Origin of the sequence: Nocardia sp. NPDC004604 (assembly GCF_040609795.1) — a bacterium.
In the GTDB taxonomy this organism is placed as follows: Bacteria; Actinomycetota; Actinomycetes; order Mycobacteriales; family Mycobacteriaceae; genus Nocardia.
In genome coordinates this window covers 1-21,359 of record NZ_JBEXLC010000026.1, presented here as the reverse complement: position 1 = coordinate 21,359, position 21,359 = coordinate 1, and the positions used below count along the sequence as shown (strand labels likewise).

Here is a 21,359-nt window from a genome sequence, read left to right as displayed (position 1 = left end):
TCGATCTCACCGACGCCGCATGTGAGCAACGCAGTAATCCCGCATGCGATGGCTTCGAAGGACGCGGGCGTCCGTATTACTGATCCGCAGCGGTGGTGGTCGGTGCGCGGTGTCCGGTGGTGGCGATGTGGTGGGCGGCGAGGTAGGCAAAGACGATGGCGGGTCCGATGGTGGCGCCGGGTCCGGCGTAGGTGTGGCCCATGACGGGTGTAGCGGTGTTGCCCGCGGCGTAGAGGCCCTCGATGACGGTGTGGTCGGCGCGCAGGACGCGGCTGTGGGTGTCGGTGACCAGACCGCCTTTGGTGCCGAGGTCGCCGGGGACCAGACGGGCGGCGTAGTAGGGGCCGCTGGCCAAGGCGCCGAGGTTGGGATTGGGGTGTTGAAGGGGGTCACCGTAGTAGCGGTCGTAGGCGCTCTCGCCGCGACCGTAGTCCTCGTCGATGCCGGTGCGGGCGAAGGTGTTGAATCGGGCCACCGTGGCGGTGAGTCGGTCGGCGGGCACGCCGATCTTGTCGGCGAGTTCGCCGATGGTGGCGGCGCGGGTGAGCGCGCCGCTGTCGAACCAGCGTCGAGGCAGGGATTGTCGTGGGGGCAGGCCGGCGAACAGGTAGCGGTTGCGGTAGCGCTGGTCGAAAATCAGCCAGGCGGGCAGGTTTTCCGCAGGGCCGTCGCCTTGTCCGTATTCGCCGCCGTACATGCGGTGCACGGCATCGACATAGGGCAATGATTCGTTCATGAACCGCAAGCCGCGGTCGTTGACGATGAGGCTGCCGGGCAGGTTGCGTTCGGCCAGACAGAACCAGGGTTGGCGGGGCAGCGGGATCGACGGCCCCCACCAGGCGTCATTCATGAAACCGGTGGCCGCGCCCACAGCTGCACCAGCCGCGATACCGTCGCCCGTGTTTGCGGCGGCCCCGACGGTCCAGTCCGAGCCGATGGGTGCGCGCTGGTGCTGCCTGCGTAGGGCGTCGTTGCGTTCGAATCCGCCGCACGCCAGGATCACCCCGGAGCGTGCGCTGATCTGTTGTTCGGTGCCGCCGCGACGCACGGTTGCACCGGTGACCCGGCCGTCGGTGACGGTCAGTTCGACCAGCGGAGTGTCGAGCAGCAGCGGGATTCCGGCGTCCAGCATGCCTTTGCGCAACATGGCGCTCAACGCTTGGCCGCGGGCGAGCAGATGCCGGCCTCGGATGCGGGCGGTAAGCCAGCGCGCGGCGATACGGATCGCGTGCCAGGGCGCGCGGGGGTTGCGCAGACCGAGGTGGATCTGACGGAAATCAGCCTGGGTGAGAACGAAGTTCCGCGGGGCCTTGGAATAGTCGGGTTCGAGTGTGGCCAACTCCGCACCCAGCACTCGGGCATCGAAGGGGACAGGTTCTACGGAGCGGCCGTGGGCGCGTCCGCCTGCGGCTTCGGGGTAGTAGTCGCTGTAGCCGGGGACCCAACGCATCCGCAGCGGGCTGTGGGCGGTGAGGAAGTCGAATGCTTGCGGTCCGTGGTCGATGTAGATGTCGATCTTGTCTTTGTCGACCACCGGGCCGATTATGCCGGTCAGGTAGGTGCGCGCGGTTTCGAGGTCATCGTCGGGCGCTTCCCTGCGCAGCACGGTGTTGCCCGGAATCCATACCCCGCCTCCGGAGCGGGCGGTGGACCCGCCCCAGTGGGGGGCTTTCTCGATGACGAGTACAGAAAGCCCGTGGTGGGCAGCGCTGATCGCGGCGGTCATCCCGGCGGCGCCGGAGCCGACCACCAGCACGTCCACGGTGTCGATGTCGCTGTGGTCTTGTCGCATGACTCGTGCAGATTCCTATCCGTGAAACACGTTGGGGGCCAGGGAGATCAGGCTGTGGCGTTTCGCCATCGCCGGTTCTGGACTGCGGTCAGGGCGGCTTCTACGCACACCGGCAGCGACGCCGCCGGGTCCTGGGCGCCGCGCAGCCATTGCAGGAGACCGAACTCCGCGGCCGCGAGCATCAGATGCACCAACAGTCCCGGCGTGGGATCGGTCTCGGGATCGCGTGCCATCCGGTGGGCGACGAGTTCGACCAACCGGACCCGGTGATCGGGCGGGACCAACGCGACCCGCTCCAGCAGATGCGGCGCGGTCGTGAACGCCGCCCGCCACTGCTCGAGTTCCTTGACCGCCAACGACGTCGAGCGAGCCAGGATCGCCCCCGCCAACGCGACATCGGCCGGTTCGCTTCCGGGGCGCGCCTCCAACAAACCGGCGATACCGGCGCCACCCTCGCGCACCGGCTCCAGCAACAAGTCCTCCTTGCTGCGTACATGCCGGAAATACGTACTCGGCGAAACCCCCGCCTCCGCGGCGATCTGCTCGGTGGTCACCGCCTCGAACCCCGACCGCGCGAACAAACTGTACGCCGCCCGCTGAATATCGTCGCGAACCCGACGACGCTGCCGATCACGCAAAGACACCCCCACCACCCTTCGAGAACCGCACGGCGAACCATCCGCCGCAGCCTAGACGAAAGTCTCACCCGAAATGATAGATACTGTCAATATGGGTTGAGATGTCACGTTTCGCGGCCCGAATCAGGTGCACATACACAGCGACGCCGCGCCACAGCAAGAGTGCTGTCTCCGGCGATTTCGGTCCGACGGGAGTGGTGGGTGTCCTCTCGTCCCCGGGTCGGCAGGGCAGCCGCTATCGTCGAGTTCAGGAAGCGACGAGAAAGGGCGGGTCGATGGGGCGAATCGCGCAGCAGCGCCCCGCCGCGACCCCGGCGTCGGCTGGTCAGGTGGCCCGGCGGGTCGCCATCCTGCGGGCGGCTGCCGAACTCGGTGCCGAAGCGGAGTTCGACCGGGTACAGATGGCCGATCTCGCCAATCGGGCGGACGTGGCGTTGGGCACGCTCTACCGGTACTTCCCCACCAAGACCGAGGTGTTCGCGGCCCTGTTCCAGGAACAGATCGCCAGTTTCGTCAACGACCGATGGCAGCTACCCGAAGGTGGCGATGTCTTGGAGCACATCGGGCGCAACCTGGCCGCGCTGAACACGACACTGCTGCGCAGCCCTCGGCTGTGCTCGGCGATGCTGCGCGCCACCGCCGCCGCCTATATGCGCGAGCCATCGCCGGAGCAGTTGTGGCTGGAATCGGAATCGACACTGACACAGGCGATTCTGGACACGCTCGGAATCGAGCAACCCGGCGCGGCCGATCACGGCACCACACTGCTGCTGATCTACAGCTGGTGGGGCGTGCTCACCTCGAGTCTGAGTCGACGCATGTCCCCCGAACGCGCCGAACGCGAACTGTGTCGCGCAGCCTCGCTGATCCTCGCCCACCACATTCACTGAGATCGACTATCCGCTGTCGGTCGCCCAGACCGGATCGATCTACGCCTCTACTGTCCGACGTCGACACCTCCCGCGAGCGCCGACGCGTGTCGCACGTAATCGAAGCCGAGTATCAGCACAAGTCTTGACGCCACGGCAAACTAGAATTAATTCTAGTTCTTGGCAAGGTCGCGCCACGGCGACCGTCTCGAGAGGTGAGGTGCATGACGGACAAGGTTTTGGAACAGGTGGAAGCACTGGGCGAGCGGTTGGCCGCCACCGCCGCCGACAGCGAAGCACTCGGGAGGCTGTCCGACGACAGCGTCGCCCTGATCCGCGAAGCCGGGGTGATGCGGCTGCTGCAACCCGCCGATTTCGGCGGTCACGCCGCCCACCCGCGTGTATTCGCCGAAACTGTCATGGCGGTCGCACAACGCTGCGGCTCGACCGGCTGGGTCTGCGGCGTCGGCGGTGTGCACCCGTGGGAGATGGCGCTGATGGACCGACGACTGCAACAGGAGGTGTGGGGCGAGGACCCCGACACCTGGATCGCCTCCCCGTACGCCGCCCAAGGGATCGCCACACCGGTCGACGGCGGCTACCGACTGCGCGGGCGCTGGAACTTCTCTTCCGGCACCGACCACTGCGACTGGATCTTCCTCGGCGCCACCCTCGGCGACGCCGACGGCCATCCAGCTGAACCGCGCACCACCCTGCACGTGGTGCTGCCCCGCGCCGACTACACCATCGTCGAGGACACCTGGGACGTTGTCGGCCTGTGCGGCACCGGAAGCAAGGACATCCTCGTCGAGGACGCCTTCGTCCCCGCCTACCGGACCGTCGACGCGCAGGAGATGTCCGAAGGCGCGCGGGGCGTGCTCGTCGGGCGCGACGAAACCCTCTATCGGCTGCCGTTCTGGGCCATGTTCCCCCTCGGCATCACCGCCGCTGTCATCGGCATCGCTGAAGGAGCGCTGGCTGTGCACCTGGCCTATCAGCGTGACCGCACCACCATGACCGGTGTTCGTATCGCTGAGGATCCCTACACCCTGTCCGCGATCTCCGAAGCCGCCGCCGAGATCGCCGCCTCCCGCACCCAACTCCTCGACGGCATCGAGCGCCTCTACGACCTCGCCGACGCGGGCACCCCGGTCACATTCGCCGACCGTGCTGTGACCCGACGCAACCAGATCCGCTGCGCCTGGCGCGCTGTGGATGCCGTGGACGACATCTTCGCCCGCTCCGGCGGCAACGCGGTTCGCCGTAGCAACCCGGTGCAACGCTTCTGGCGCGACGCCCACACCGGCCTGCAACACGCGATCCACACCCCCGGTCTCGTCTACCACGCCACAGCGCTGACCACGATGGGTATCGAACCCCAACCGCGACAACGGATCATGATCTGAGTCACCCATCGGCTTGCGCGCCCCTGACACCGACAAGGCCGACGAGTTGGCTGGATCCCAGGTGTGCTCAGCTGGCGGCATCGCCGTACGCGGCGCATTACCGCTGGAGAGGACTGGCCACAACGGGCGAGAAATAGCGAAAGCAGGGAGGTCATCGACTCCCCTCACTTTCAACATATAACGCACCCGGGGCCTTGCGGCAAGACCCCGGTCGTGCTGCAAAATCTCCAGCCGAAGCCAGAACCTGCGGAAATCAAGGGTCGCGAAGTACGTGCCCCCTTGTCGACGTGTGTGTCTGCAAGGACGTCGAGCCGCCGGTGCGGTCGGCGCCCAGATGCCGGGGTGCGCGCCACCGAACCGCGCGGAGCAGCTGGCCGATATGCAACGTTGTCGAATGAGGGGTTTTCATGATCGACGTGATCGTTGCCGGCGGTGGACCGACCGGTTTGATGCTGGCCAGCGAGTTGCGGCTGCATGGCGTGCACGCGCTCGTGCTGGAGAAGGAGGCCGAGCCGACCGGGCATGTCCGGTCGCTCGGCCTGCATGTGCGCAGCGTCGAGGTGATGGACCAGCGCGGTCTGCTGGAGCGGTTCCTCGCGCTCGGCAAGCAGTACCCGGTCGGCGGCATCTTCGCCGGCATCAAAAAGCCGCGGCCCGACCGGCTGGACACCGCGCATCCGTACATCCTCGGCATCCCGCAGCCCGTCACCGAGCGCCTGCTGGCCGAGCACGCCGCCGAACTCGGCGTCGAGATCCGGCGCGGCTGCGAACTGGTCGGATTGAGCCAAAACGAGGACGGGGTGACCGTCGAGCTGGCCGACGGCACACAGCTGCGCTCGCGCTACCTCGTCGGTTGCGACGGCGGCCGCAGCACGGTGCGCAAGCTGCTCGGCGTCGGCTTCCCTGGCGAGCCCGCCACGGTCGAGTGGCTGCTGGGTGAGATGGCGGTGGCCGCGACGCCGGAGACGCTGGCCGCCGTGGTGGCCGAGGTCCGCAAGACCCACAAGGGGTTCGGCGCCGGGCCCTCCGGGGACGGGGCGTACCGCATCGTCGTGCCGGCCGAGGGGGTGGCCGAGGACCGGTCGGTCCCGCCGACCCTCGAGGAGTTCAAGCAACAGCTGCGGGTGTTCGCCGGCACCGACTTCGGCGTGCATTCACCGCGTTCGCTGACCCGCTTCGGCGACGCCACCCGGCTGGCCCAGCGCTACCGGGTCGGCCGGGTGCTGCTGGCCGGCGACGCGGCGCACGTCCACGCTCCGCTGGGCGGGCAGGGCCTCAACCTCGGCATCCAGGATGCGTTCAATCTGGGTTGGAAGCTGGCCGCCGAGGTCAGCGGCTGGGCACCGGAGGGGCTGCTGGACAGCTACCACACCGAACGGCACCCGGTAGCCGCCGACGTGCTGAACAACACCCGCGTGCAGTCCGAGCTGATGTCCACCGAGCCGGGTCCCCGGTCCGTGCGCCGGCTGCTGTCGGAACTGATGGATTTCGAGGAGGTGAACCGGTACCTGACCGAGAAGATCACCGCGATCGGGGTCCGCTATGACCTCGGCGAGGGGCACGAACTGCTCGGCCGACGGCTGCGGGACATAGGGCTGAAGCGGGGGCGCCTCTACGAGCTCATGCATGGCGGCCGCGGACTGCTGCTCGACCAGACCGGTCGACTCTCGGTGGCGGGCTGGGCCGACCGGGTCGACCACGTCGTCGACGTCAGCGAGGAACTGGACGTGCCCGCGGTGCTGCTGCGGCCGGACGGCTACATGGCGTGGGTCGGTGATGATCAGCAGGAACTGCTCACCCAGCTGTCCAGGTGGTTCGGCACGGCCGTCAGCTGAGCGCGCAGTTGTGGCGCCGAAGTGTGCGGGACCTATCTCCAGCCGGCGCGGCGCCCTCGAGGTCCAGGTCGTACTCGGTTGGTCACCACGGCGGTGCACGGGATGGGTTCGTCTCGTGGTGAGTGCCGGGACGGGCTCCTCGAGGTCGAGGACGTGCTCCGACCAGCTGACAGGCTGTGCGGGCGATCCTTACCGTCTGGGTGAATGTGCCTGTCATTTGTCCAGCAGCTCAACCGCGGAGCTTTGCGTTGAGCCGTGCGGCCTGACGCGTGAGGTGGTCGCGTTCGGGGAGATCGGGCGCTAGTCGGGCGGCTTCGGTGTAGAGCCGTGCTGCGGTCACCAGGTCACCGTCACGCTCGTGCAGGTATGCCGCGGCGGCGGTGTAGCGCGGTAGGGAGGGGTCGAGCTCTGCCAGGGCGGCCAGTCCGGCACGTGGGCCGTCGGCCTCGCCGACCGCGACGGCGCGGTTGAGGCGGGCGACCGGGTTGTCGGTGAGTCGCAGCAGTTCGTCGTACCACTCGACGATCTGCATCCAGTCGGTCTCCTCGGCCGTGCGGGCGTCGGCGTGCAGCGCGGCGATGGCGGCCTGGGCCTGGAACTCTCCGAGTCGGTCGCGGGCGAGGGCTGCCTGGAGCACATCGACGCCCTCGGCGATCAGGCGGGTGTCCCACTGGTCGCGGTCCTGCTCGGCGAGTGGCACCAGGCTGCCGTCGGTGCGGGTCCGTGCCGGGCGCCGTGCGTGATGGAGCAGCATGAGCGCGAGCAGACCCGCCACCTCCTCATGCTCGGCCATGGCGGCCAGTTGGCGGGTGAGCCGGATCGCCTCGGCGGCGAGGTCCACGTCGCCGGAGTAGCCCTCGTTGAAGACGAGGTAGAGCACGCGCAGCACCGTGGCGACGTCACCGGGTTGGTCGAACTGGATACCCGAGACGGTTCGCTTGGCCCGGCTGATGCGCTGGGCCATGGTTGCCTCGGGCACCAGGTAGGCCTGCGCGATCTGCCTCGTGGTCAGACCGGCGACCGCGCGCAGCGTCAGCGCGACCGCCGAGGCCGGGGTCAGGGACCGGTGCGCGCACAGAAAGTACAGCTGCAGCGTGTCGTCCACCGCCTCGGCCGGTCCGGGCATGGGCTCGATCTCGACGAGCTCCTCGCGCCGCCGCCGGGACGTATCGGCGCGGGCGGCGTCGAGGAACTTGCGCCAGGCCACAGCGACCAACCAGCCCTTGGGATCTCGCGGTGGGTCGTTCGGCCACACCCGCACCGCTTCGATCAGAGCGTCCTGCACGGCGTCCTCGGCCGCCGCGAAGTCGCCTCCGCGGCGGACGAGGATCCCGATGACAGTGGGGGTGAGGGTCCGGAGCAGGGCCTCATCCACCGTGCGTCACTCCGTCACCGTCGGCAGCGCGGTCAGGAACGGGCGCACCTCGAGCCACTCGTGAATCGGCTTCCCACCTGCACCCGGCGCCGCGGACAGCTCGCCGGCCAGCTCCAACGCCCGCTCGTAGGTCTCGACGTCGATCACCATCCAGCCGGCGATCAGATCCTTGGTCTCCGCGAACGGGCCGTCGGTGACCGGCGGCCGCCCCTCGCCGTCGTAACGGACGAATGTGCCCTCCGGGGACAGCGCCTGCTCGTAGACGAACTCGCCGGTGCTCTCGAGCCGATCCGCGAAGTCCCGCATGTACTGGATGTGAGCCGAGATCTCCTCCGGCGTCCACTGATCCATCGGCACGTCGTTGACCGATGCCGGGGCACCACGGTAGTGCTTGAGCAGCAGATACTTGGCCATCATGTTCTCCTTGATGCGGTACGGCCCATTGTGGTCGTGTTCACCTCGGGGACGGAGCCGCGCTCGGGATCTCGACATCCCACCGCGACATTCTTTCGGCGATCTTCCATGGCACCGCGCACTGACGAGCCGCTTCGTGTCCGAGGCACGAAGCGGCTCCTGGTCGGCCGGACCCGCCCACGCCGTTGCTCGATCGGCTTGCGACACCGTCTGGGCGACCAGCATGACCTGGGGTGCATCGATGGAACGACCTTGTCGGCCGGTTTGCTCTGCCAACTCGACGATGATCCTTCTGTACTGCGGATGTAGCAAAGCCGGTAGCTGTCCTAGTAGCGCTCCGGTTCGCCGAAGGATGCGAGGCTGCCCGTCGAGTCCAGGCAACTCTTACTCGGCATGAGGTAGGTCAAGGGTGTCGAACTGGGAGGATGCCGCGGTTGTCCGGGGCGCCGGCGATGCGGGCGAAGCCGTCGACACCGACGCGATAGTTCATGCTGACCACCACCACCCCGGACCCGGCGATCGTCGCACCGTCGTAGTGCGGGTTTTCGGAGTGGTTCTCCAAGTATGTGCCGCCCTGGATCCACGCCATCACCGGCAGTCCCGCGGCCCCGAGGTCGGGTGACCAGACGTTGAGCGTCAAACAGTCTTCGGAACCATCGCCGACGCTGCCGGACACCGACGACATCACCGAACCCGTATGTGCCGCTTGGGGAACCGGTGGACCGAATTCCAGCGCGTCGCGGATGCCATCCCATCGCTGGACCGGAACGGGCGCCCCGAAGCGCCGTGAGCCGATCGGTGGCTCGGCGTAGGGGATACCCCGGAAGACCGCGATGGCATTCTCCCACCTGCCACGCGCGACTCCGGCAGTCGTGCGGATCTCAGGGGCGATTGTCATGCGGGCCACTCACTTTCCCTCGGTAGGTCACCTACTGCGCGGCCATGAATCCGTCGACGTGCCTGCCACCTGCGCTGTCGCTCGACCCCCGGCCACGAACCCGACCTCGAACCGTCAGTCTGCACCATCGGCCCTGAATCTCACTGGTGCTCAACAATATTCAGCACAGGTACATCCTTGCCGCTTCAGGCTATCGGCACGCCGCGTTCGACAGATCAAAAGTCGATGGGCGGGTGATGGGACATTGTCGGCGTTCGGGCACACCGACGAGCGCATGGTCGGCGCGATCCGCGACGCCTTGGACGCGGAGACGAAGCGGTCCACCGGGAGTCGGTGTTGCCGTTGAGAGGCGAACGTGAGATCGAGTGTCGGACGACCGGTTACCACGATTCGATCAGCGGGACATCGTGTTCCTGCCGCTGCCATTGTTCGGTGAGGCGACCGAGTCGGTGCGGGGCGGCGATGCCGCGCACGCCTGCGATCTTGTCGTCACGGATCTCCAGAATCGCGACGCCCACGACCCGGTCGTCGAGCGTGGCGAGCATGGCTGGGCAGCCGTTGACCACGGCGGCATGGAACGAGGGCGAGCCACCGGCGAGTCTGCGCTTGACCGGAGACGGTTTGAAGCCGGCCCGCACCGCGATGGCGATCCGCTCCGGGGTTGAGTACCGGATCAGCTTCTCGGCCAGCCCCAGCCCGGCGCCGTCGGCGATGCCGGTCGCGTCGTCGGTCAGCAGCGCCACCAGCCGTTCGGTCCGGCCCGAGGCGGCGGCAGCGACGAACGCCTCGACGATTCGACGCGCGGAGGCATGGTCGATGTCAGTGCCGTTGCCGGCGGCGGCGATTCGACGCCGGGCACGGTGGGCGTGTTGTTGACTCCCGGACTCGGTGATGCCGAGAATCTCGGCTATTTCGGCGTGGCTGTACGCAAAGGCCTCGCGCAGCACATAAACGGCCCGTTCGACCGGCGACAGACGCTCCATGAGCGTCAGCACCGCCAGGGTCACCGATTCGCGCTGCTCGACGGTGTCGGCCGGGCCCAGCATCGGGTCGCCGTCGAGGAGTGGTTCGGGCATCCAGGTGCCGACCGCGCGCTCGCGCCGCACCTTCGCCGAACGGAGCCGGTCGAGCGCAAGGTTGGTGACGATCTTGGTCAGCCACGCCTCGGGCACCTCGATGTACTCCCGGTCGGCGGCCTGCCACCGCAGGAACGCGTCCTGCACCGTGTCCTCGGCGTCGGCGGCCGAGCCGAGCAAACGGTAGGCGAGCGAGGCCAGCCGATTCCGGCTGGCCTCGAAACACGCCACGGTGGCAGTGTCCATGAGCACGACTCTATGCGGCGACCACGTTGGGCGAGTGCTCTCGGGTGGCGGCCAAGCGGTACTTGTGACTCGGCTTTCCGAGGTTCGGGTGGTACAAGGCCCAGGCGGCACCGTCGAGGATCGACGACTTGACCCGCGCGGCCGTCCGGCCACGCAGGGGCCGCGGCTTCGTTTGCGCGGCTTTGTCGACCAACTGGTAGATCGCGTCCTTACGGCCGAGGCTGATGTGGTTGCCGGCATACGACATCGTGATCGTCGGGATCTTGCGCCCGGTCAGGTCCCCGATGATTGCGGCCGTCGCCTGCTTGGCGGTCGGTGCCGTGGACGCGCAGGACATCGGCAACGGAAGACCGCTCTCGGCAATGACGAAGGCGCTGTCACCAGCAGAGTAGACATCCGGGTGCGAGACCGACCGCATCTGACGGTCGACCGTGATCTGGCCGTTGGTTTCCACCGCGAGGCCGCTGGCGGCGGCGATCGGGTGGACGGCGAAGCCAGCGGTCCACACGGTCACGTCCGAGGCGAAAGCGGTGCCGTCGGCGGCGACCGCCGCCGCCTGCTCGACGCGCTCGATGGCGGTGTGCTCATGGACCGGGATACCGAACCGGTCGAAGGCACGCAGCAGGTGACGGCGCGCCTTCGGGCTCAGCCAGCCGCCCAGTTCGCCCCTGGTGACAAGGCTGACCTGAAGTCCTGGACGGGATTCGGCGATCTCTGTGGCAGCCTCGATCGCGGTCAGGTTGCCGCCGACCACCACCACCTTCCCGTCCTCGCCCAGCTCATCCAGGCGTGCGCGCAGGCGCAGCGCGGCCGGCCGAGCGGCCACGTGGAAGGCGTGCTCGTCGACGCCGGGAACGCCGTGGTCAGCGGCGGTGCTGCCGAGCGTGTAGAGGAGGGAGTCGTATTCGAGCCGGTCGATGCCCGCGCCGTCGGCGACTGTGACAGTCCGGTGCTCGACGTCGACGTTGGTTACCCGCGCCACTCGTAGCCGGATGCCGGTGCCCGCGAACACCTCCGCCAGCGGCCGGTGGCGCAGATCCTGCCCGGCGGCGAGCTGGTGCAGGCGCAGCCGCTCGACGAAATCGGGTTCGGCGTTGACGACGGTGATCTCGAAGTCGTCGGCGTGGAGTTGGCGGGCCAAGTATCCGGCGGAGAAAGTTCCGGCGTATCCGGACCCGAGGACGACGATGCGGTGCTTCATGGTTCGCTCCTGTCTGGTTCGCGTGTTCCCTGAACGAGACAGCCCCCGAATTCCTGACAGCATCGACCGGTGACGTGGATCACCCCCAAGGATCGTTCAGCGGACGAACTCCACGCATTCGCTGCGCCTCCTCCAGAGTGGCCAGCGGATAGGCGAACTCGGCCGCTCCCTGCACACGCGTATCGGCGCTGCCGCTGCCCACCGCGTAGACCAGGTGGTCGTAGCCGACCGTGTCGCCGCCCGCCGACACCATGCTGCGGTTGTCAGCGTCGATCCGGGTCACGGTGTCGACCACCAGCCGGACATGCTCGCCCAGCACGTCTCGGCAGTCGATAACCGTCCTGGGTTCCGGCCACCAAAGGGCAGTGCGTGCGGTGGCGCACGTCACGCCGGCGGGGTGTCACAGGCTCAGGGCCGGCGGTGTCTGATGCCCGACCAGTTACACGATCGGGAAGCCAACAGGGATGCCCGCGAACGGCATCGTCCGGCAGCCCGTCGGCGACGAACGGCTCGGCCAGATCGAGGACGAGCCCGAGTCGCCCGCACCTGAAGGAGAAGCTCATGAACCTCGCCCTCTGGACCGTTGCGGGGCTGCTTGCCGCCCTCGCCCTTTCCGGTGGAGCCACCAAAGCGTTCATGCCCAAGGCCAAGCTGGATGAATTGGGCGCGAAGTCCGGTGGGGGGTGGACCGAGCACGCAAGCGCCGGTTTCGTCCGAACCCTCGGGGTCCTCGAGATCCTCGCCGCGGTCGGCCTGATCCTGCCCGCCGCGCTCGACATCGCACCGGTGATGGTGCCGGTGACCGCCGTCTGCTGGATCCTGTTGATGATCGGCGCGATGATCACCCACGCCCGCTACGGCCAGTACAAATACGTCGTGCTGAATCTCGGCTACCTCGCTCTGGCGGCCTTCGTGGCCTGGGGCCGCTTCGGCCCCGAGTCCTTCACCGGCTGATTCGGGGAAGTCGCCAGCAGGTCGCGCCATAGAACCGCAGCGTGGCGGCAGGGTCGAGTCCTGGCTACGGTCAGGCCGTGTCGGTGGAGTTTCTGGAGGGGCGGGTGACGGCCCAGGCGGCCTCGATCATCTGGAAGATCTCGTCGATCGCGGTCTGCGGATCGGCCGCCTCACGGGCCAGCGAATAGGCGTCGATCACAAACCTTGCGATCGTCCGGGAGGCCGTTGTGGTCTGTGCCAGGTCGGGATCGGCGGCGATGGCCGTTGCCAGCGACTCTGCATGGCGCAGCCGCATCGACTCCTCGTACTCCCGCAGGGCAGGTGATTCGTCGATCATGCGCCAGAGCGGGGCGGCGCTGCCCGCCGTGCAATGTCGCACCTGGGCCTGGATCTCGCGGCGCAGCGCGGGGATAAGCGGCTCATGCGGTGCCCGGCTGGTGACCGCCTGCGTGAGGCGTTGCTCGAAGTCTTGATCCTGCTCGAACACCAGGGCCTCTTTCGAGGCGAAGTGGGAGAAGACCGTGGTAACGGCGACGTCGGCCTCGGCGGCCACGTCGCGGATGCCCACCGCGTCGTACCCCCGTTCCAGGAAGAGCCGCAGGGCGGTTTCGGCGATCTTCTGGCGGGTCGCAGCCTTCTTGCGCTCGCGTCGTCCGGTCGGCATGGTCACGCCCAAACACTAACAGGTGCGAACCCGAAGTTGTTCCAAAACACTAACTGTTAGTGCTATGGTCCATCGCATGAAGAAGGTGAGCTTCGCCGAGTTCGGCGGTCCGGACGTCCTGCAACTCGTCGACGCCGAGGAGCCCCACGCGGGCCCCGGTCAGGTACGCATCGCGGTGCGGGCGGTGGGCGTGAACCCCGTCGACTGGAGAATCCGTGAAGGCCAGATCCTCGGGGCCCATCCGATCGAGTTGCCCTCCGGAGTCGGGCTGGACGCCTCCGGGGTGGTGGACGAGGTCGGCGAGGACGTCGAAGGCGTCGAGGTCGGCGACCACGTGTTCGGCGAAGGCTCGAGCACCTATGCCGAGTTCGCCGTGCTGTCGGCCTGGGCCCGGGTGCCCGAGGGACTGGCCTTCGAAGAGGCGGCCGGTTACCCCTCCGTGGTGGAGACCGCGCTGCGCATCATCCGCGAGGTCGGCGTGCAGGCCGGGCAGACGCTGCTGGTCAGCGGTGCGTCCGGGGGAGTCGGATCGGCGGTGCTGCAGATCGCCCGCGACCGCGGCATCACGGTGATAGGCACAGCCGGTGCCGCGAACCAGGACTATCTGCGCAGCCTGGGTGCCCTCGCCACGACGTACAGCGAAGGCTGGGTCGAGCGGGTGCGGCGGCTCGGCCATGTCGACGCAGCTCTCGATCTGGCCGGCTCGGGCGTGATCCGCGAGCTCGTCGAGCTGACCGGGGATCCGCAGAAGGTGATCTCCATCGCCGATCTCGCTGCGCCGGAGTTCGGTGTCCGATTCTCTGGCGTGGCCGGAAGCGTGTCGGAAGCGCTCGCCGAAGCCGTCGGCCTCATCTCGCGGGGAAAGCTCCACATCCCGGTCGAGAAGTCGTACACGCTCGCCGAGGCCGCGGCGGCGCACATCGACAGCCAGGCCGGTCACACGCGCGGGCGCCGGGTCCTGGTCGTCTGAAAACCGGCTGCGCGTCGTCGATCACCACGCCGTTGCCATCACGGCGGCGCGCGAAGAAATCCGGTGCGTGTGACCGCGGCCGCAGCTCATCGGACCAGAACAGCCACAACGGCTGCGCTGCATACCCGGTCACCTCGGCGATCGCAGCAGCGAACTCGTCGGAGTTCGCGGCCAGCAATTGCCTGACACGCGCCAGGGGCACACCGGCCCGTACCAGTGTCTTGATCTTGACCAGCTCGATGGCGTCTTCAGCGCGGTAACGGCGATAGCCGGACGAGTCGCGCTCCGGTTCCGGGAGCAGGCCGCGCTCATGGTAGACGCGCACGGCCTTGATCGTCACTCCCGCATAGCGTGCGAGCTGCCCGATCGTGATCATGCGCGTCTCCCTTCCCTGATGTGCACGGCCAATCATCACACCCGGGCGAACAACCGGCCGGCGAGATCGATTCCGGCCACCGCACCGGACTCGTCACGGGTGAAAAACCCGCGTTGCCCTTGCAGACCGCCCTCGATAACGATGTACTCGTCCGTGTCGCCGGGCAGCAGGCCGAGGACAGCCGGCGGCAGGTCGGGCGGCATTTCGGTGTCCGCGGCGGCACGGACTTCCGGCTTGATGGCACATCCGATCGTCAACACTGCCCCGTCGGCGTCGAGGGTGAGCCGCATCATCTCGTTCTCGTAGTACCCGGCGATCTCCGCTGCCCGCACCGCGTCGTAGGGCAGCGGTTCCGGGTCGGGTTCGACCACGCCGAGATAGTGTTCGAGCACCCAGTTCACCAGAGTCCGGTTGAACATGAGGCCGGCATCCGGGCCCGCGTTCGACGTCACGGCGACGGCGAAGTTCCGCTCCGGCACGATGAGCAGGTCGGCGAACTGGCCATTGCCCGACCCGCCGTGCCCGATGGTTGCGACACCGTCCACCTCGCGCAGGAACCAGCAGATGCCGAATGCGTCACCCAAGGTGCTGCCGCGCAGTTCTACGGTGTGCTCCCGCATCCGGTGCAGCAGTTCGGTAGGCAGAACGCGCTCGCCTTCCTCGGTCCGGCCGTCGCCGAGATGGAACCGCGCCCAGCGCAGCAGATCGCTCACCGACGTCGCCACACCGCCGCCGGGGTTGTTGGCGCGGTTGTCCTTCCACTGCCGGGCCACCGCGATCACACCGTCCGCATCGGCGTTGTGGCCCACCGCGAATCGCCGGGTCATAACCTCGTTGACCCCGTAACAGCTGTGTCCCAGCCCGAGCGGTTCGAACAACAGTGACGCGACAGCCCTTTCGAAGGTCGATCCGGTGACGTTCTCGACGATCCGGCCGGCCAGGTTGAATCCCGCCTGACTGTAGGACGCTCGCGCTCCCGGTTCCGAGATCAGCGGCGACTCGGCCAGTTTCGCCGCGTGCCGCGCCAACGCGTCGTCTCCTTCGCCGGTGTCGACGCCGAGCTTCCATTCCAGCCCTGCCGTATGGTTGAGCAGCCGCAATACGGTGATCTCGTCCGCGGCCGCATCGGTGGGGGCGAATTCGGGGACATACCGCCGCACCGGCGCGTCCAACTCCACCCGGCCCTCGGCGACCAGCCGCATCAACGCGGTCGCGGTGAACGTCTTGCTGACGGACCCGACAACGAACATCGTGTCCCGGTCCACCGGAAGCGGATTGTCAACACTCGTCACCCCGTGGCACGCGAAGTCTTCTCGACCATCGGCCAACACCCCGACAGCGACACCCGGTAGGCCCAACTCCGCAGCCGTGGCCGCGACGAATTCCGACAATTGCTGTGTCATCTCGTTCATGCCACCATGCTCGAACCTTGCCCCAGGGGCAAGGTCAAGCCCTTGATCGAAACTCGCCGACCGCGAGATCGACCGGGTTCGGATTCCAACGCCCCTCGAGGTGTCTCGTCAACGATCGCTTTACGACACCTCATTCGAGGCTGGATTCTGCAACCGCCGCCCCAGGTCGCCACTCTAGATGGCGCGATGCATGGCCGTTCGTGAGTCTAGTCGGGATCCGGAATCGCCTTGCCGCACAACAAAATCGAAAACAAGAGGTTTCGGTAGGCGATGGCATGCTTCGCGGCCGTGACTCATCAGGTGCGTGCACATCTACGAAATGGGCGCCCCGTTCGGGCGCATACCCGAGGCTCACGGGGGCGTTCAGCGTCCCACCGGGATTTTCTCGCTCTCGGAGGTCGCCCCTGGAAATCGGCCGGAGCCGTTGTGCGGGTAGACATCTCAGGAAGTTGTCTCCGCCGATCCGCGGGACCCCGTCGGGATCAGCGCCGGAAGAGCCGCCACCAGGGTTTGTCGACGATGATTTGGCGGGTCTGCCGCCACCAGGGCGGGCTCGTCTGCGGGCTCGACGGTCTCCCTAGCCTGTGCCGCTCGGTCCAGACACCGGTGGCGGTGTCCCTGATCGAGCCCTCACCGACAGTGCGGGTCGCGATCGTCCAGACCGCCGGGCTCCCAGTGAGATCGGACTCGTGAGTGCGGTGCAGGCCTGCGCCGCGGCATTGATGCTCATGTGCAGCGACAGGTGCAGTACCGTGCCTTCGCTCGTCGTCACGACTGTCATGTTCGTCTACCGCTCCCGCTCGTGCCGAGACTCCAGCGCCCGGGTCAAGGGGTTGCCGGTCACGCCCTCGAGCACGCTCCTGGGAACGCTTCGGGATAGCTTCTGTTCCAAGGCTTTTCGCTCACGCTCGGCCTCGGCCAGTTCCCGGTCAATCGCCTCCAGCCGTTCGGCGCGTTCGGCCGCGTGGCGCTGCCGAGCCACGGCGGCCGCGGCGACGTCGGATTCGATCCTCTCGTGGTGCAGGACGTTGCGGACCTTCGTCAGCGCCTCTGTCCGGATCGGATACGGCCTCGGTGATATTCGGCCCCAAGCCAGGACAGCGATGCTTTCTCTATGTGACGTGGTACGGGCCGATGGCGGTGTTGGATCCGTGGCTGGGATTGACCGATGAGCAGCGCCGAGCGATCAGGGGCGGCACGTCGGTCCCGATGAGTGTCATAGTGAGTTGTTACGACGGCTGACGGATTGATCGAGGCAGGCGCCGACGTCAATGGCAGATTCACGCCGGTGTCCCTCCGAACAGGATCGTGAGGTCTTCGGTTTTGTAGCCGATGCTGACTTGGGACGCTGGCCGGGTTGGATGTTGTTCGCGGTCGATCAGATGGCGACGGACGTGGGCGGATCACCTCGGCCTCGTTCTCGACGAGGTAGATCGAGGCAGTTGTGCTCAGATGCGCTTGGCTGAGGATGATCTGAACATCGCGAAGGTTCAGATGCTCGTCTCGAGACATTCGCAGCGCTGCGGTATGCCGCAGGTCGTGCATGGTCCAGTTCGTGCCGAGTGTCGTTTGCCCTGGTGAGTACCTTGCGCAGAGCGTCGTAGCTCAGTTTCTGGCGCTGAAGCCCGCCACCGCGGTCGCGATGCTGCCATTACCGGGGCATCGTCTGCGCACTCGGCGTCGCGAAATGCGTACTCGCGACCTGGCATTCGAAGCTCGGACGAAGCGCAACCCCGCCGCTGTCGCGACAGGTTGCGGAATGCCTCGGCGGGGCGCCCGGGGTCGGCCGCTGCTGCGCGCGGAGTTTCGATCGGGATCTGATCCATGGGTGCTACCGCAGTTGGTCGCGGCGGCGGGTCAAGTAGGCGGTCTCGGCGGTGTTGCCTGCCAGTTCGATGGCCTTGTCGTAGGCCACGCGTGACTGCTGGCTTCGGCCCAGCCTGCGCAGCAGGTCGGCGCGGGTGGCGTGGTAGGCGTGATAGCCGGCCAGCTTGTCCTGGAGACAGTCGACTGCTGCCAGTGCCACCTGCGGGCCGTCGAGTTCGGCGATCGCGATGGCCCGGTTGAGGGCGATGATCGGTGAAGGGTCGAAGCGGACGAGTTGGTCGTAGAGGGCGAGGACCTGGGACCAGTCGGTGTCGCGCATGTCGCGGGCGGAGGTGTGCACGGCGTTGATCGCGGCGAGGATCTGGTAGCGGCCCGGAGCCACCCCGGCGGCGGCAGCGGTGAGGCGCTCGCGCACCAGCCGGTGGCCTTCGGCGATGAGCGCCGCGTCCCAGGCCCCACGGTCCTGCTCGACGAGCGTGACCAGTTCGCCGCCGGCCGAGACACGAGCGGTGCGGCGGGCCTCGGTAAGCAGCATCAGCGCCAGCAGCCCGGCCACCTCACCGTCGTCCGGCAGCAGGGCACGGATCAGGCGAGTGAGCCGGATCGCCTCAGTGGTCAGGTCGTGCCGTAGGGGATCGGTGTCGGGGCCGGTCGCCAGGTAGCCCTCGTTGAACACCAGGTACAGGACGGCGAGCACGCCGGAGATTCGTGTCGGCAGATCCTCGGCGGACGGCACGCGGTAGGGGATGCGAGCCGCCTTGATCTTGGCCTTCGCGCGGGTGATCCGCCGCTCCAAGGCGGTCTCGCGCACGAGGAAGGCGCGGGCGATCTCGGGCACGGTCAGACCGCCGACCATGCGCAGCGTCAGCGCCACGCGGGTCTCCATCGCCAGCGCCGGGTGACAGCAGGTGAAGATCAGCCGGAGCCGGTCGTCGTCGATAGCACCGACAGGCTTGGGCGGGTCGTGGTCGTACACCATCTGAGCCTCCTTGTGCTTGTCGTCGCGCTTGTGCTCACGCCGGATCCGGTCGATGGCCTTGCGGTTGGCGGTGGTGGTCAGCCAAGCGCCGGGGTTGGGGGGCACGCCGTCGGCCCGCCACCGCTCGACGGCGGTCGCGAACGCCTCGGCCGCTGCCTCCTCGGCGATGTCGAGGTCACTGAAGCGCCTGGTCAGGGAGGCAACCACCCGAGCCCACTCCTCGTGGTGGGCCCGGGTGACCGCCTCACGGATGTCGACCACGCTCACTCCGCCAGGAACGGCCGCACCTCGATCTTCCGATCGCAGACCTTCGACGCCTCGGTGGCGAGCCTGAGCGCCACATCCAGATCGGGGGCCTCCCACACCCAGACGCCGGCGAGGTACTCCTTCGACTCCACGAAAGGCCCGTCGCTGAATACCGCCTGCTCGCCCCGGTTGTCGATGACCGTGGCCGCGTCGGTGTCCGCGAGCCCGCCCGCGAAAACCCAGTAGCCCTCGGCGATTAGTCGTTCGTTGAACGCGCTGATGGCAGGCCGCCTGTCCGCGCTGCCGGGATTGCTCTTGTCATCGATCACGGAAACCAGGTACTGCATCTGAAGATCCTCTCCTGTGGTTCAAGACAGCGTGGTTCGGTGGTCAGGCCAGGGCGAGCATGGCGGCAGCGACCTGGTCGGCCGCGGCGTGGCGCAGAGCGGTACCCATGTCGTCGAGGACGAGCAGTCGTGCCCCTGGGATTTCGGCGGCGAGGACCTCGCCATTGCCGACCGGGAAGAACGGGTCGGCGCGACCGTGCACCACGAGTGTGGGCACGTCGAGCTCACCGAGCCGGCCCCGCCAGCGCGGGGCGCAATCGATCCGGGAAAACACCATCCCGAGCTGGTTCGCCTGGTGCACCGCGGGATCGCTCGACCGCGTCCGATCCCAGATCTGGGCCGCCGTCGCCCACGCGTCCTCCGGATCGTTGCCCATCGGCTCGGCCCCCGATGCGGCGAACGCCGCGACAGCGTCCCGGTCGGTCCAGTCCGGCAGCGGGCGGGAGAACAGCGCGCCCATGACCTGGAGGTCGTGGTCCGGCAGGTCCTCGTCGACCGGGCCCGGCGCCACCGGCCGAGTGCCGACGAGGGTCAGTGCTGAGAACACGTCCGAGTGGTCCAACGCGGCGACCTGAGCGACCATCCCGCCGACGCCGACTCCACCGAGATGGGCGGTCCCAGCTCCGAGCACCTCGACCAGCGCGGCCGCGTCTGCGACGAGATCCCGCAGGTCGTAGCCCGGACTCTCCGGGTCGAGGGTCGTCGACGCACCGGAGTCGCGCAGGTCGTAGCGGACCACTCGCCGGCCGCCTGACGCGAGCCGCTCGCACAGCGGGTCGGGCCAGGACAGCATCGTTGGGCCGCCGACCAGCAGGACCAGCGGATCGTCCTCGTGGCCGAAGCTCTCGATGCCGAGATCCACACCGTTCGCCGGTACCGAGGTCATGCCAGATCGATACGGTCTCGTCATGCTGGGACTCCTGTCATTCGGTGTACGTATGGGAATCGACGACGGATTCACCCGAAACTCATCGGTGCAGCCGAAATCGAGTACACGCTCCTGTGAACAGCCTGAACTCGGTTAGCTGCGGACGTTCCTGCGCCGCGGTCGAGCCGTGCCGCCAGGCTCGCGTTATCGCCGCCAAACTAATGTCCGGCGAGCTCGGCGACGACCGGAGCGAACCTGTCGGCGCAGTCGGCGCCGAAGATGAAATAGGAGAAGCCGATCTCCTCGCGTCGCCGCTGAATTTCCTCGGCGGCGGCCGCCGGGTCATCCGGAAGTACGGTCATTGCGTCCGCCGCGCGCAGCGCAGCAGGGTCGGTGTCGGGAGGCGCCATGTGCGGCGCGACAGTGTCGCCGATGACCGGCACGGCGAGCGCGAGCTCGACGTCCGCGACAGCGCGGAAATCGCGTGCCAGCCGCGCGACTTCGCCCCGAGGCTGATCCCCCAGCACGAAGGTGACCGTGTCGGCGACCTCGGCCGCCAACGCCCGGGCCTTCGGACCGAGTACGGCCATCGCCACGGGCGTGTGCAGGTCGGGGCCGTCGAGATCTCGCAGCGTCTTGACGGTCTCACGTACCTGTGCCAGCCGCGCGTACGGCGGCGGTACGTCGGGCATTCCCTTGTCGCGGAGCTCGTCCTCGATTCCCGGTCTGCCGGTGCCGATGCCCATCTCGAAGCGACCCTCGGTCAGAAGCGACAGCGAGTGCGCTTCCCACGCCGTCAGCCAGGCCGGGCGCAGCGGGGAGGCATACACCCAGGTGCCCACGCGCAGGTCGGTCAGGGCCGCGACGGTGGTGCCTGGTTATGAAGATGATGTCATCATGGCAGCAGGAACATTTGTGCAAGGCTCCTCTATTGAATTATCAGCAGATGGTCCGATTCGTCCGCCT

The 21,359-nt window shown here is 67.6% G+C and carries 19 protein-coding genes and 2 pseudogenes; 6 read left to right on the top strand and 15 right to left on the bottom strand.

Annotated elements, in window-relative coordinates; translation table 11 throughout:
- Positions 1-76 precede the first annotated feature (76 nt).
- Both kstD and ABZW16_RS12300 read right to left on the bottom strand, forming a co-directional pair.
- Complete coding sequence (gene kstD / locus ABZW16_RS12305; protein ID WP_354955066.1) at positions 77-1,792, bottom strand: 3-oxosteroid 1-dehydrogenase; 1,716 nt, start codon at positions 1,790-1,792, stop codon at positions 77-79.
- Between the two features lie 47 nt (positions 1,793-1,839).
- Entirely contained in the window at positions 1,840-2,436 is a 597-nt protein-coding gene (locus ABZW16_RS12300; protein ID WP_354955065.1) for a helix-turn-helix domain-containing protein, read from the bottom strand.
- A gap of 269 nt (positions 2,437-2,705) precedes the next feature.
- Between ABZW16_RS12300 and ABZW16_RS12295 the strand changes: the two genes are divergently transcribed.
- The 3 genes from ABZW16_RS12295 (at position 2,706) to rox (ending at position 6,540) form a co-directional block, all read left to right on the top strand.
- Positions 2,706-3,320, top strand: a complete 615-nt coding sequence (locus ABZW16_RS12295) for a TetR/AcrR family transcriptional regulator (protein WP_354955063.1) — start codon at positions 2,706-2,708, stop codon at positions 3,318-3,320.
- 203 nt (positions 3,321-3,523) lie between these two features.
- On the top strand, positions 3,524-4,705 hold the full coding sequence (locus ABZW16_RS12290) for an acyl-CoA dehydrogenase family protein (RefSeq protein ID WP_354955061.1): 1,182 nt from the start codon (positions 3,524-3,526) through the stop codon (positions 4,703-4,705).
- 407 nt (positions 4,706-5,112) lie between these two features.
- The gene (gene rox / locus ABZW16_RS12285) at positions 5,113-6,540 is read left to right on the top strand and encodes a rifampin monooxygenase (protein WP_354955059.1); all 1,428 of its coding nucleotides are present in this window, start codon (positions 5,113-5,115) and stop codon (positions 6,538-6,540) included.
- Between the two features lie 229 nt (positions 6,541-6,769).
- Here rox and ABZW16_RS12280 read toward each other — a convergent pair whose 3' ends face one another.
- The 6 genes from ABZW16_RS12280 to ABZW16_RS12255 form a co-directional block, all read right to left on the bottom strand.
- Complete coding sequence (locus ABZW16_RS12280) at positions 6,770-7,915, bottom strand: sigma-70 family RNA polymerase sigma factor (RefSeq protein WP_354955057.1); 1,146 nt, start codon at positions 7,913-7,915, stop codon at positions 6,770-6,772.
- 6 nt (positions 7,916-7,921) lie between these two features.
- On the bottom strand, positions 7,922-8,329 hold the full coding sequence (locus ABZW16_RS12275) for a YciI family protein (RefSeq protein WP_354955055.1): 408 nt from the start codon (positions 8,327-8,329) through the stop codon (positions 7,922-7,924).
- A 403-nt stretch (positions 8,330-8,732) separates the two neighbouring features.
- A complete protein-coding gene (locus tag ABZW16_RS12270) occupies positions 8,733-9,227 on the bottom strand; it encodes a carboxylesterase family protein (protein WP_354955053.1) in 495 nt (164 codons plus the stop codon).
- 380 nt (positions 9,228-9,607) lie between these two features.
- Positions 9,608-10,549: a sigma-70 family RNA polymerase sigma factor gene (locus tag ABZW16_RS12265; protein ID WP_354955051.1), complete on the bottom strand. Its 942-nt coding sequence runs from the start codon at positions 10,547-10,549 to the stop codon at positions 9,608-9,610.
- Between the two features lie 10 nt (positions 10,550-10,559).
- Positions 10,560-11,750: an FAD-dependent oxidoreductase gene (locus tag ABZW16_RS12260; RefSeq protein WP_354955049.1), complete on the bottom strand. Its 1,191-nt coding sequence runs from the start codon at positions 11,748-11,750 to the stop codon at positions 10,560-10,562.
- Positions 11,751-11,829: 79 nt separating this feature from the next.
- On the bottom strand, positions 11,830-12,069 hold the full coding sequence (locus tag ABZW16_RS12255; RefSeq protein WP_354955047.1) for a hypothetical protein: 240 nt from the start codon (positions 12,067-12,069) through the stop codon (positions 11,830-11,832).
- A gap of 242 nt (positions 12,070-12,311) precedes the next feature.
- Here ABZW16_RS12255 and ABZW16_RS12250 point away from each other — a divergent pair, with 242 nt between their 5' ends.
- Positions 12,312-12,704, top strand: a complete 393-nt coding sequence (locus ABZW16_RS12250) for a DoxX family protein (RefSeq protein WP_354955045.1) — start codon at positions 12,312-12,314, stop codon at positions 12,702-12,704.
- 70 nt (positions 12,705-12,774) lie between these two features.
- On the opposite strand, the gene ABZW16_RS12245 is transcribed toward ABZW16_RS12250, so the two are convergent.
- Positions 12,775-13,368 carry a helix-turn-helix domain-containing protein gene (locus tag ABZW16_RS12245; RefSeq protein WP_354955169.1) on the bottom strand — a complete coding sequence of 198 codons (594 nt, stop codon included), beginning with the start codon at positions 13,366-13,368 and terminating at the stop codon, positions 12,775-12,777.
- A 76-nt stretch (positions 13,369-13,444) separates the two neighbouring features.
- Between ABZW16_RS12245 and ABZW16_RS12240 the strand changes: the two genes are divergently transcribed.
- The gene (locus ABZW16_RS12240; RefSeq protein ID WP_354955043.1) at positions 13,445-14,338 is read left to right on the top strand and encodes an NADP-dependent oxidoreductase; all 894 of its coding nucleotides are present in this window, start codon (positions 13,445-13,447) and stop codon (positions 14,336-14,338) included.
- 178 nt (positions 14,339-14,516) lie between these two features.
- Here ABZW16_RS12240 and ABZW16_RS12235 read toward each other — a convergent pair.
- From ABZW16_RS12235 to ABZW16_RS12210, 6 genes and pseudogenes are all read right to left on the bottom strand, one after another.
- Positions 14,517-14,714, bottom strand: a pseudogene (locus ABZW16_RS12235) (MerR family transcriptional regulator); the annotation flags it as partial.
- A 35-nt stretch (positions 14,715-14,749) separates the two neighbouring features.
- On the bottom strand, positions 14,750-16,126 hold the full coding sequence (locus tag ABZW16_RS12230) for a serine hydrolase domain-containing protein (RefSeq protein ID WP_354955041.1): 1,377 nt from the start codon (positions 16,124-16,126) through the stop codon (positions 14,750-14,752).
- A gap of 1,831 nt (positions 16,127-17,957) precedes the next feature.
- A complete protein-coding gene (locus ABZW16_RS12225) occupies positions 17,958-19,193 on the bottom strand; it encodes a DUF6596 domain-containing protein (protein ID WP_354955039.1) in 1,236 nt (411 codons plus the stop codon).
- Between the two features lie 2 nt (positions 19,194-19,195).
- The gene (locus ABZW16_RS12220) at positions 19,196-19,525 is read right to left on the bottom strand and encodes a YciI family protein (RefSeq protein WP_354955037.1); all 330 of its coding nucleotides are present in this window, start codon (positions 19,523-19,525) and stop codon (positions 19,196-19,198) included.
- Between the two features lie 43 nt (positions 19,526-19,568).
- Positions 19,569-20,435 (bottom strand): alpha/beta hydrolase, encoded by an 867-nt coding sequence (locus ABZW16_RS12215; protein WP_354955035.1) that lies wholly within the window; start codon positions 20,433-20,435, stop codon positions 19,569-19,571.
- 176 nt (positions 20,436-20,611) lie between these two features.
- On the bottom strand, positions 20,612-21,235 hold the full coding sequence (locus ABZW16_RS12210) for an LLM class flavin-dependent oxidoreductase (protein ID WP_354955033.1): 624 nt from the start codon (positions 21,233-21,235) through the stop codon (positions 20,612-20,614).
- Between the two features lie 31 nt (positions 21,236-21,266).
- Here ABZW16_RS12210 and ABZW16_RS12205 point away from each other — a divergent pair.
- Positions 21,267-21,359: pseudogene (locus tag ABZW16_RS12205) on the top strand (methionine gamma-lyase family protein); the annotation flags it as partial.

Bases quoted from the DNA above. Each gene is read 5' to 3' on its own strand.
- kstD (WP_354955066.1), bottom strand. From the start codon at position 1,792: ATGCGACAAGACCACAGCGACATCGACACCGTGGACGTGCTGGTGGTC.
- ABZW16_RS12295 (WP_354955063.1), top strand. From the start codon at position 2,706: ATGGGGCGAATCGCGCAGCAGCGCCCCGCCGCGACCCCGGCGTCGGCT.
- ABZW16_RS12290 (WP_354955061.1), top strand. From the start codon at position 3,524: ATGACGGACAAGGTTTTGGAACAGGTGGAAGCACTGGGCGAGCGGTTG.
- rox (WP_354955059.1), top strand. From the start codon at position 5,113: ATGATCGACGTGATCGTTGCCGGCGGTGGACCGACCGGTTTGATGCTG.
- ABZW16_RS12275 (WP_354955055.1), bottom strand. From the start codon at position 8,329: ATGGCCAAGTATCTGCTGCTCAAGCACTACCGTGGTGCCCCGGCATCG.
- ABZW16_RS12270 (WP_354955053.1), bottom strand. From the start codon at position 9,227: ATGACAATCGCCCCTGAGATCCGCACGACTGCCGGAGTCGCGCGTGGC.
- ABZW16_RS12265 (WP_354955051.1), bottom strand. From the start codon at position 10,549: ATGGACACTGCCACCGTGGCGTGTTTCGAGGCCAGCCGGAATCGGCTG.
- ABZW16_RS12260 (WP_354955049.1), bottom strand. From the start codon at position 11,750: ATGAAGCACCGCATCGTCGTCCTCGGGTCCGGATACGCCGGAACTTTC.
- ABZW16_RS12250 (WP_354955045.1), top strand. From the start codon at position 12,312: ATGAACCTCGCCCTCTGGACCGTTGCGGGGCTGCTTGCCGCCCTCGCC.
- ABZW16_RS12245 (WP_354955169.1), bottom strand. From the start codon at position 13,368: ATGCCGACCGGACGACGCGAGCGCAAGAAGGCTGCGACCCGCCAGAAG.
- ABZW16_RS12240 (WP_354955043.1), top strand. From the start codon at position 13,445: ATGAAGAAGGTGAGCTTCGCCGAGTTCGGCGGTCCGGACGTCCTGCAA.
- ABZW16_RS12230 (WP_354955041.1), bottom strand. From the start codon at position 16,126: ATGAACGAGATGACACAGCAATTGTCGGAATTCGTCGCGGCCACGGCT.
- ABZW16_RS12220 (WP_354955037.1), bottom strand. From the start codon at position 19,525: ATGCAGTACCTGGTTTCCGTGATCGATGACAAGAGCAATCCCGGCAGC.
- ABZW16_RS12215 (WP_354955035.1), bottom strand. From the start codon at position 20,435: ATGACGAGACCGTATCGATCTGGCATGACCTCGGTACCGGCGAACGGT.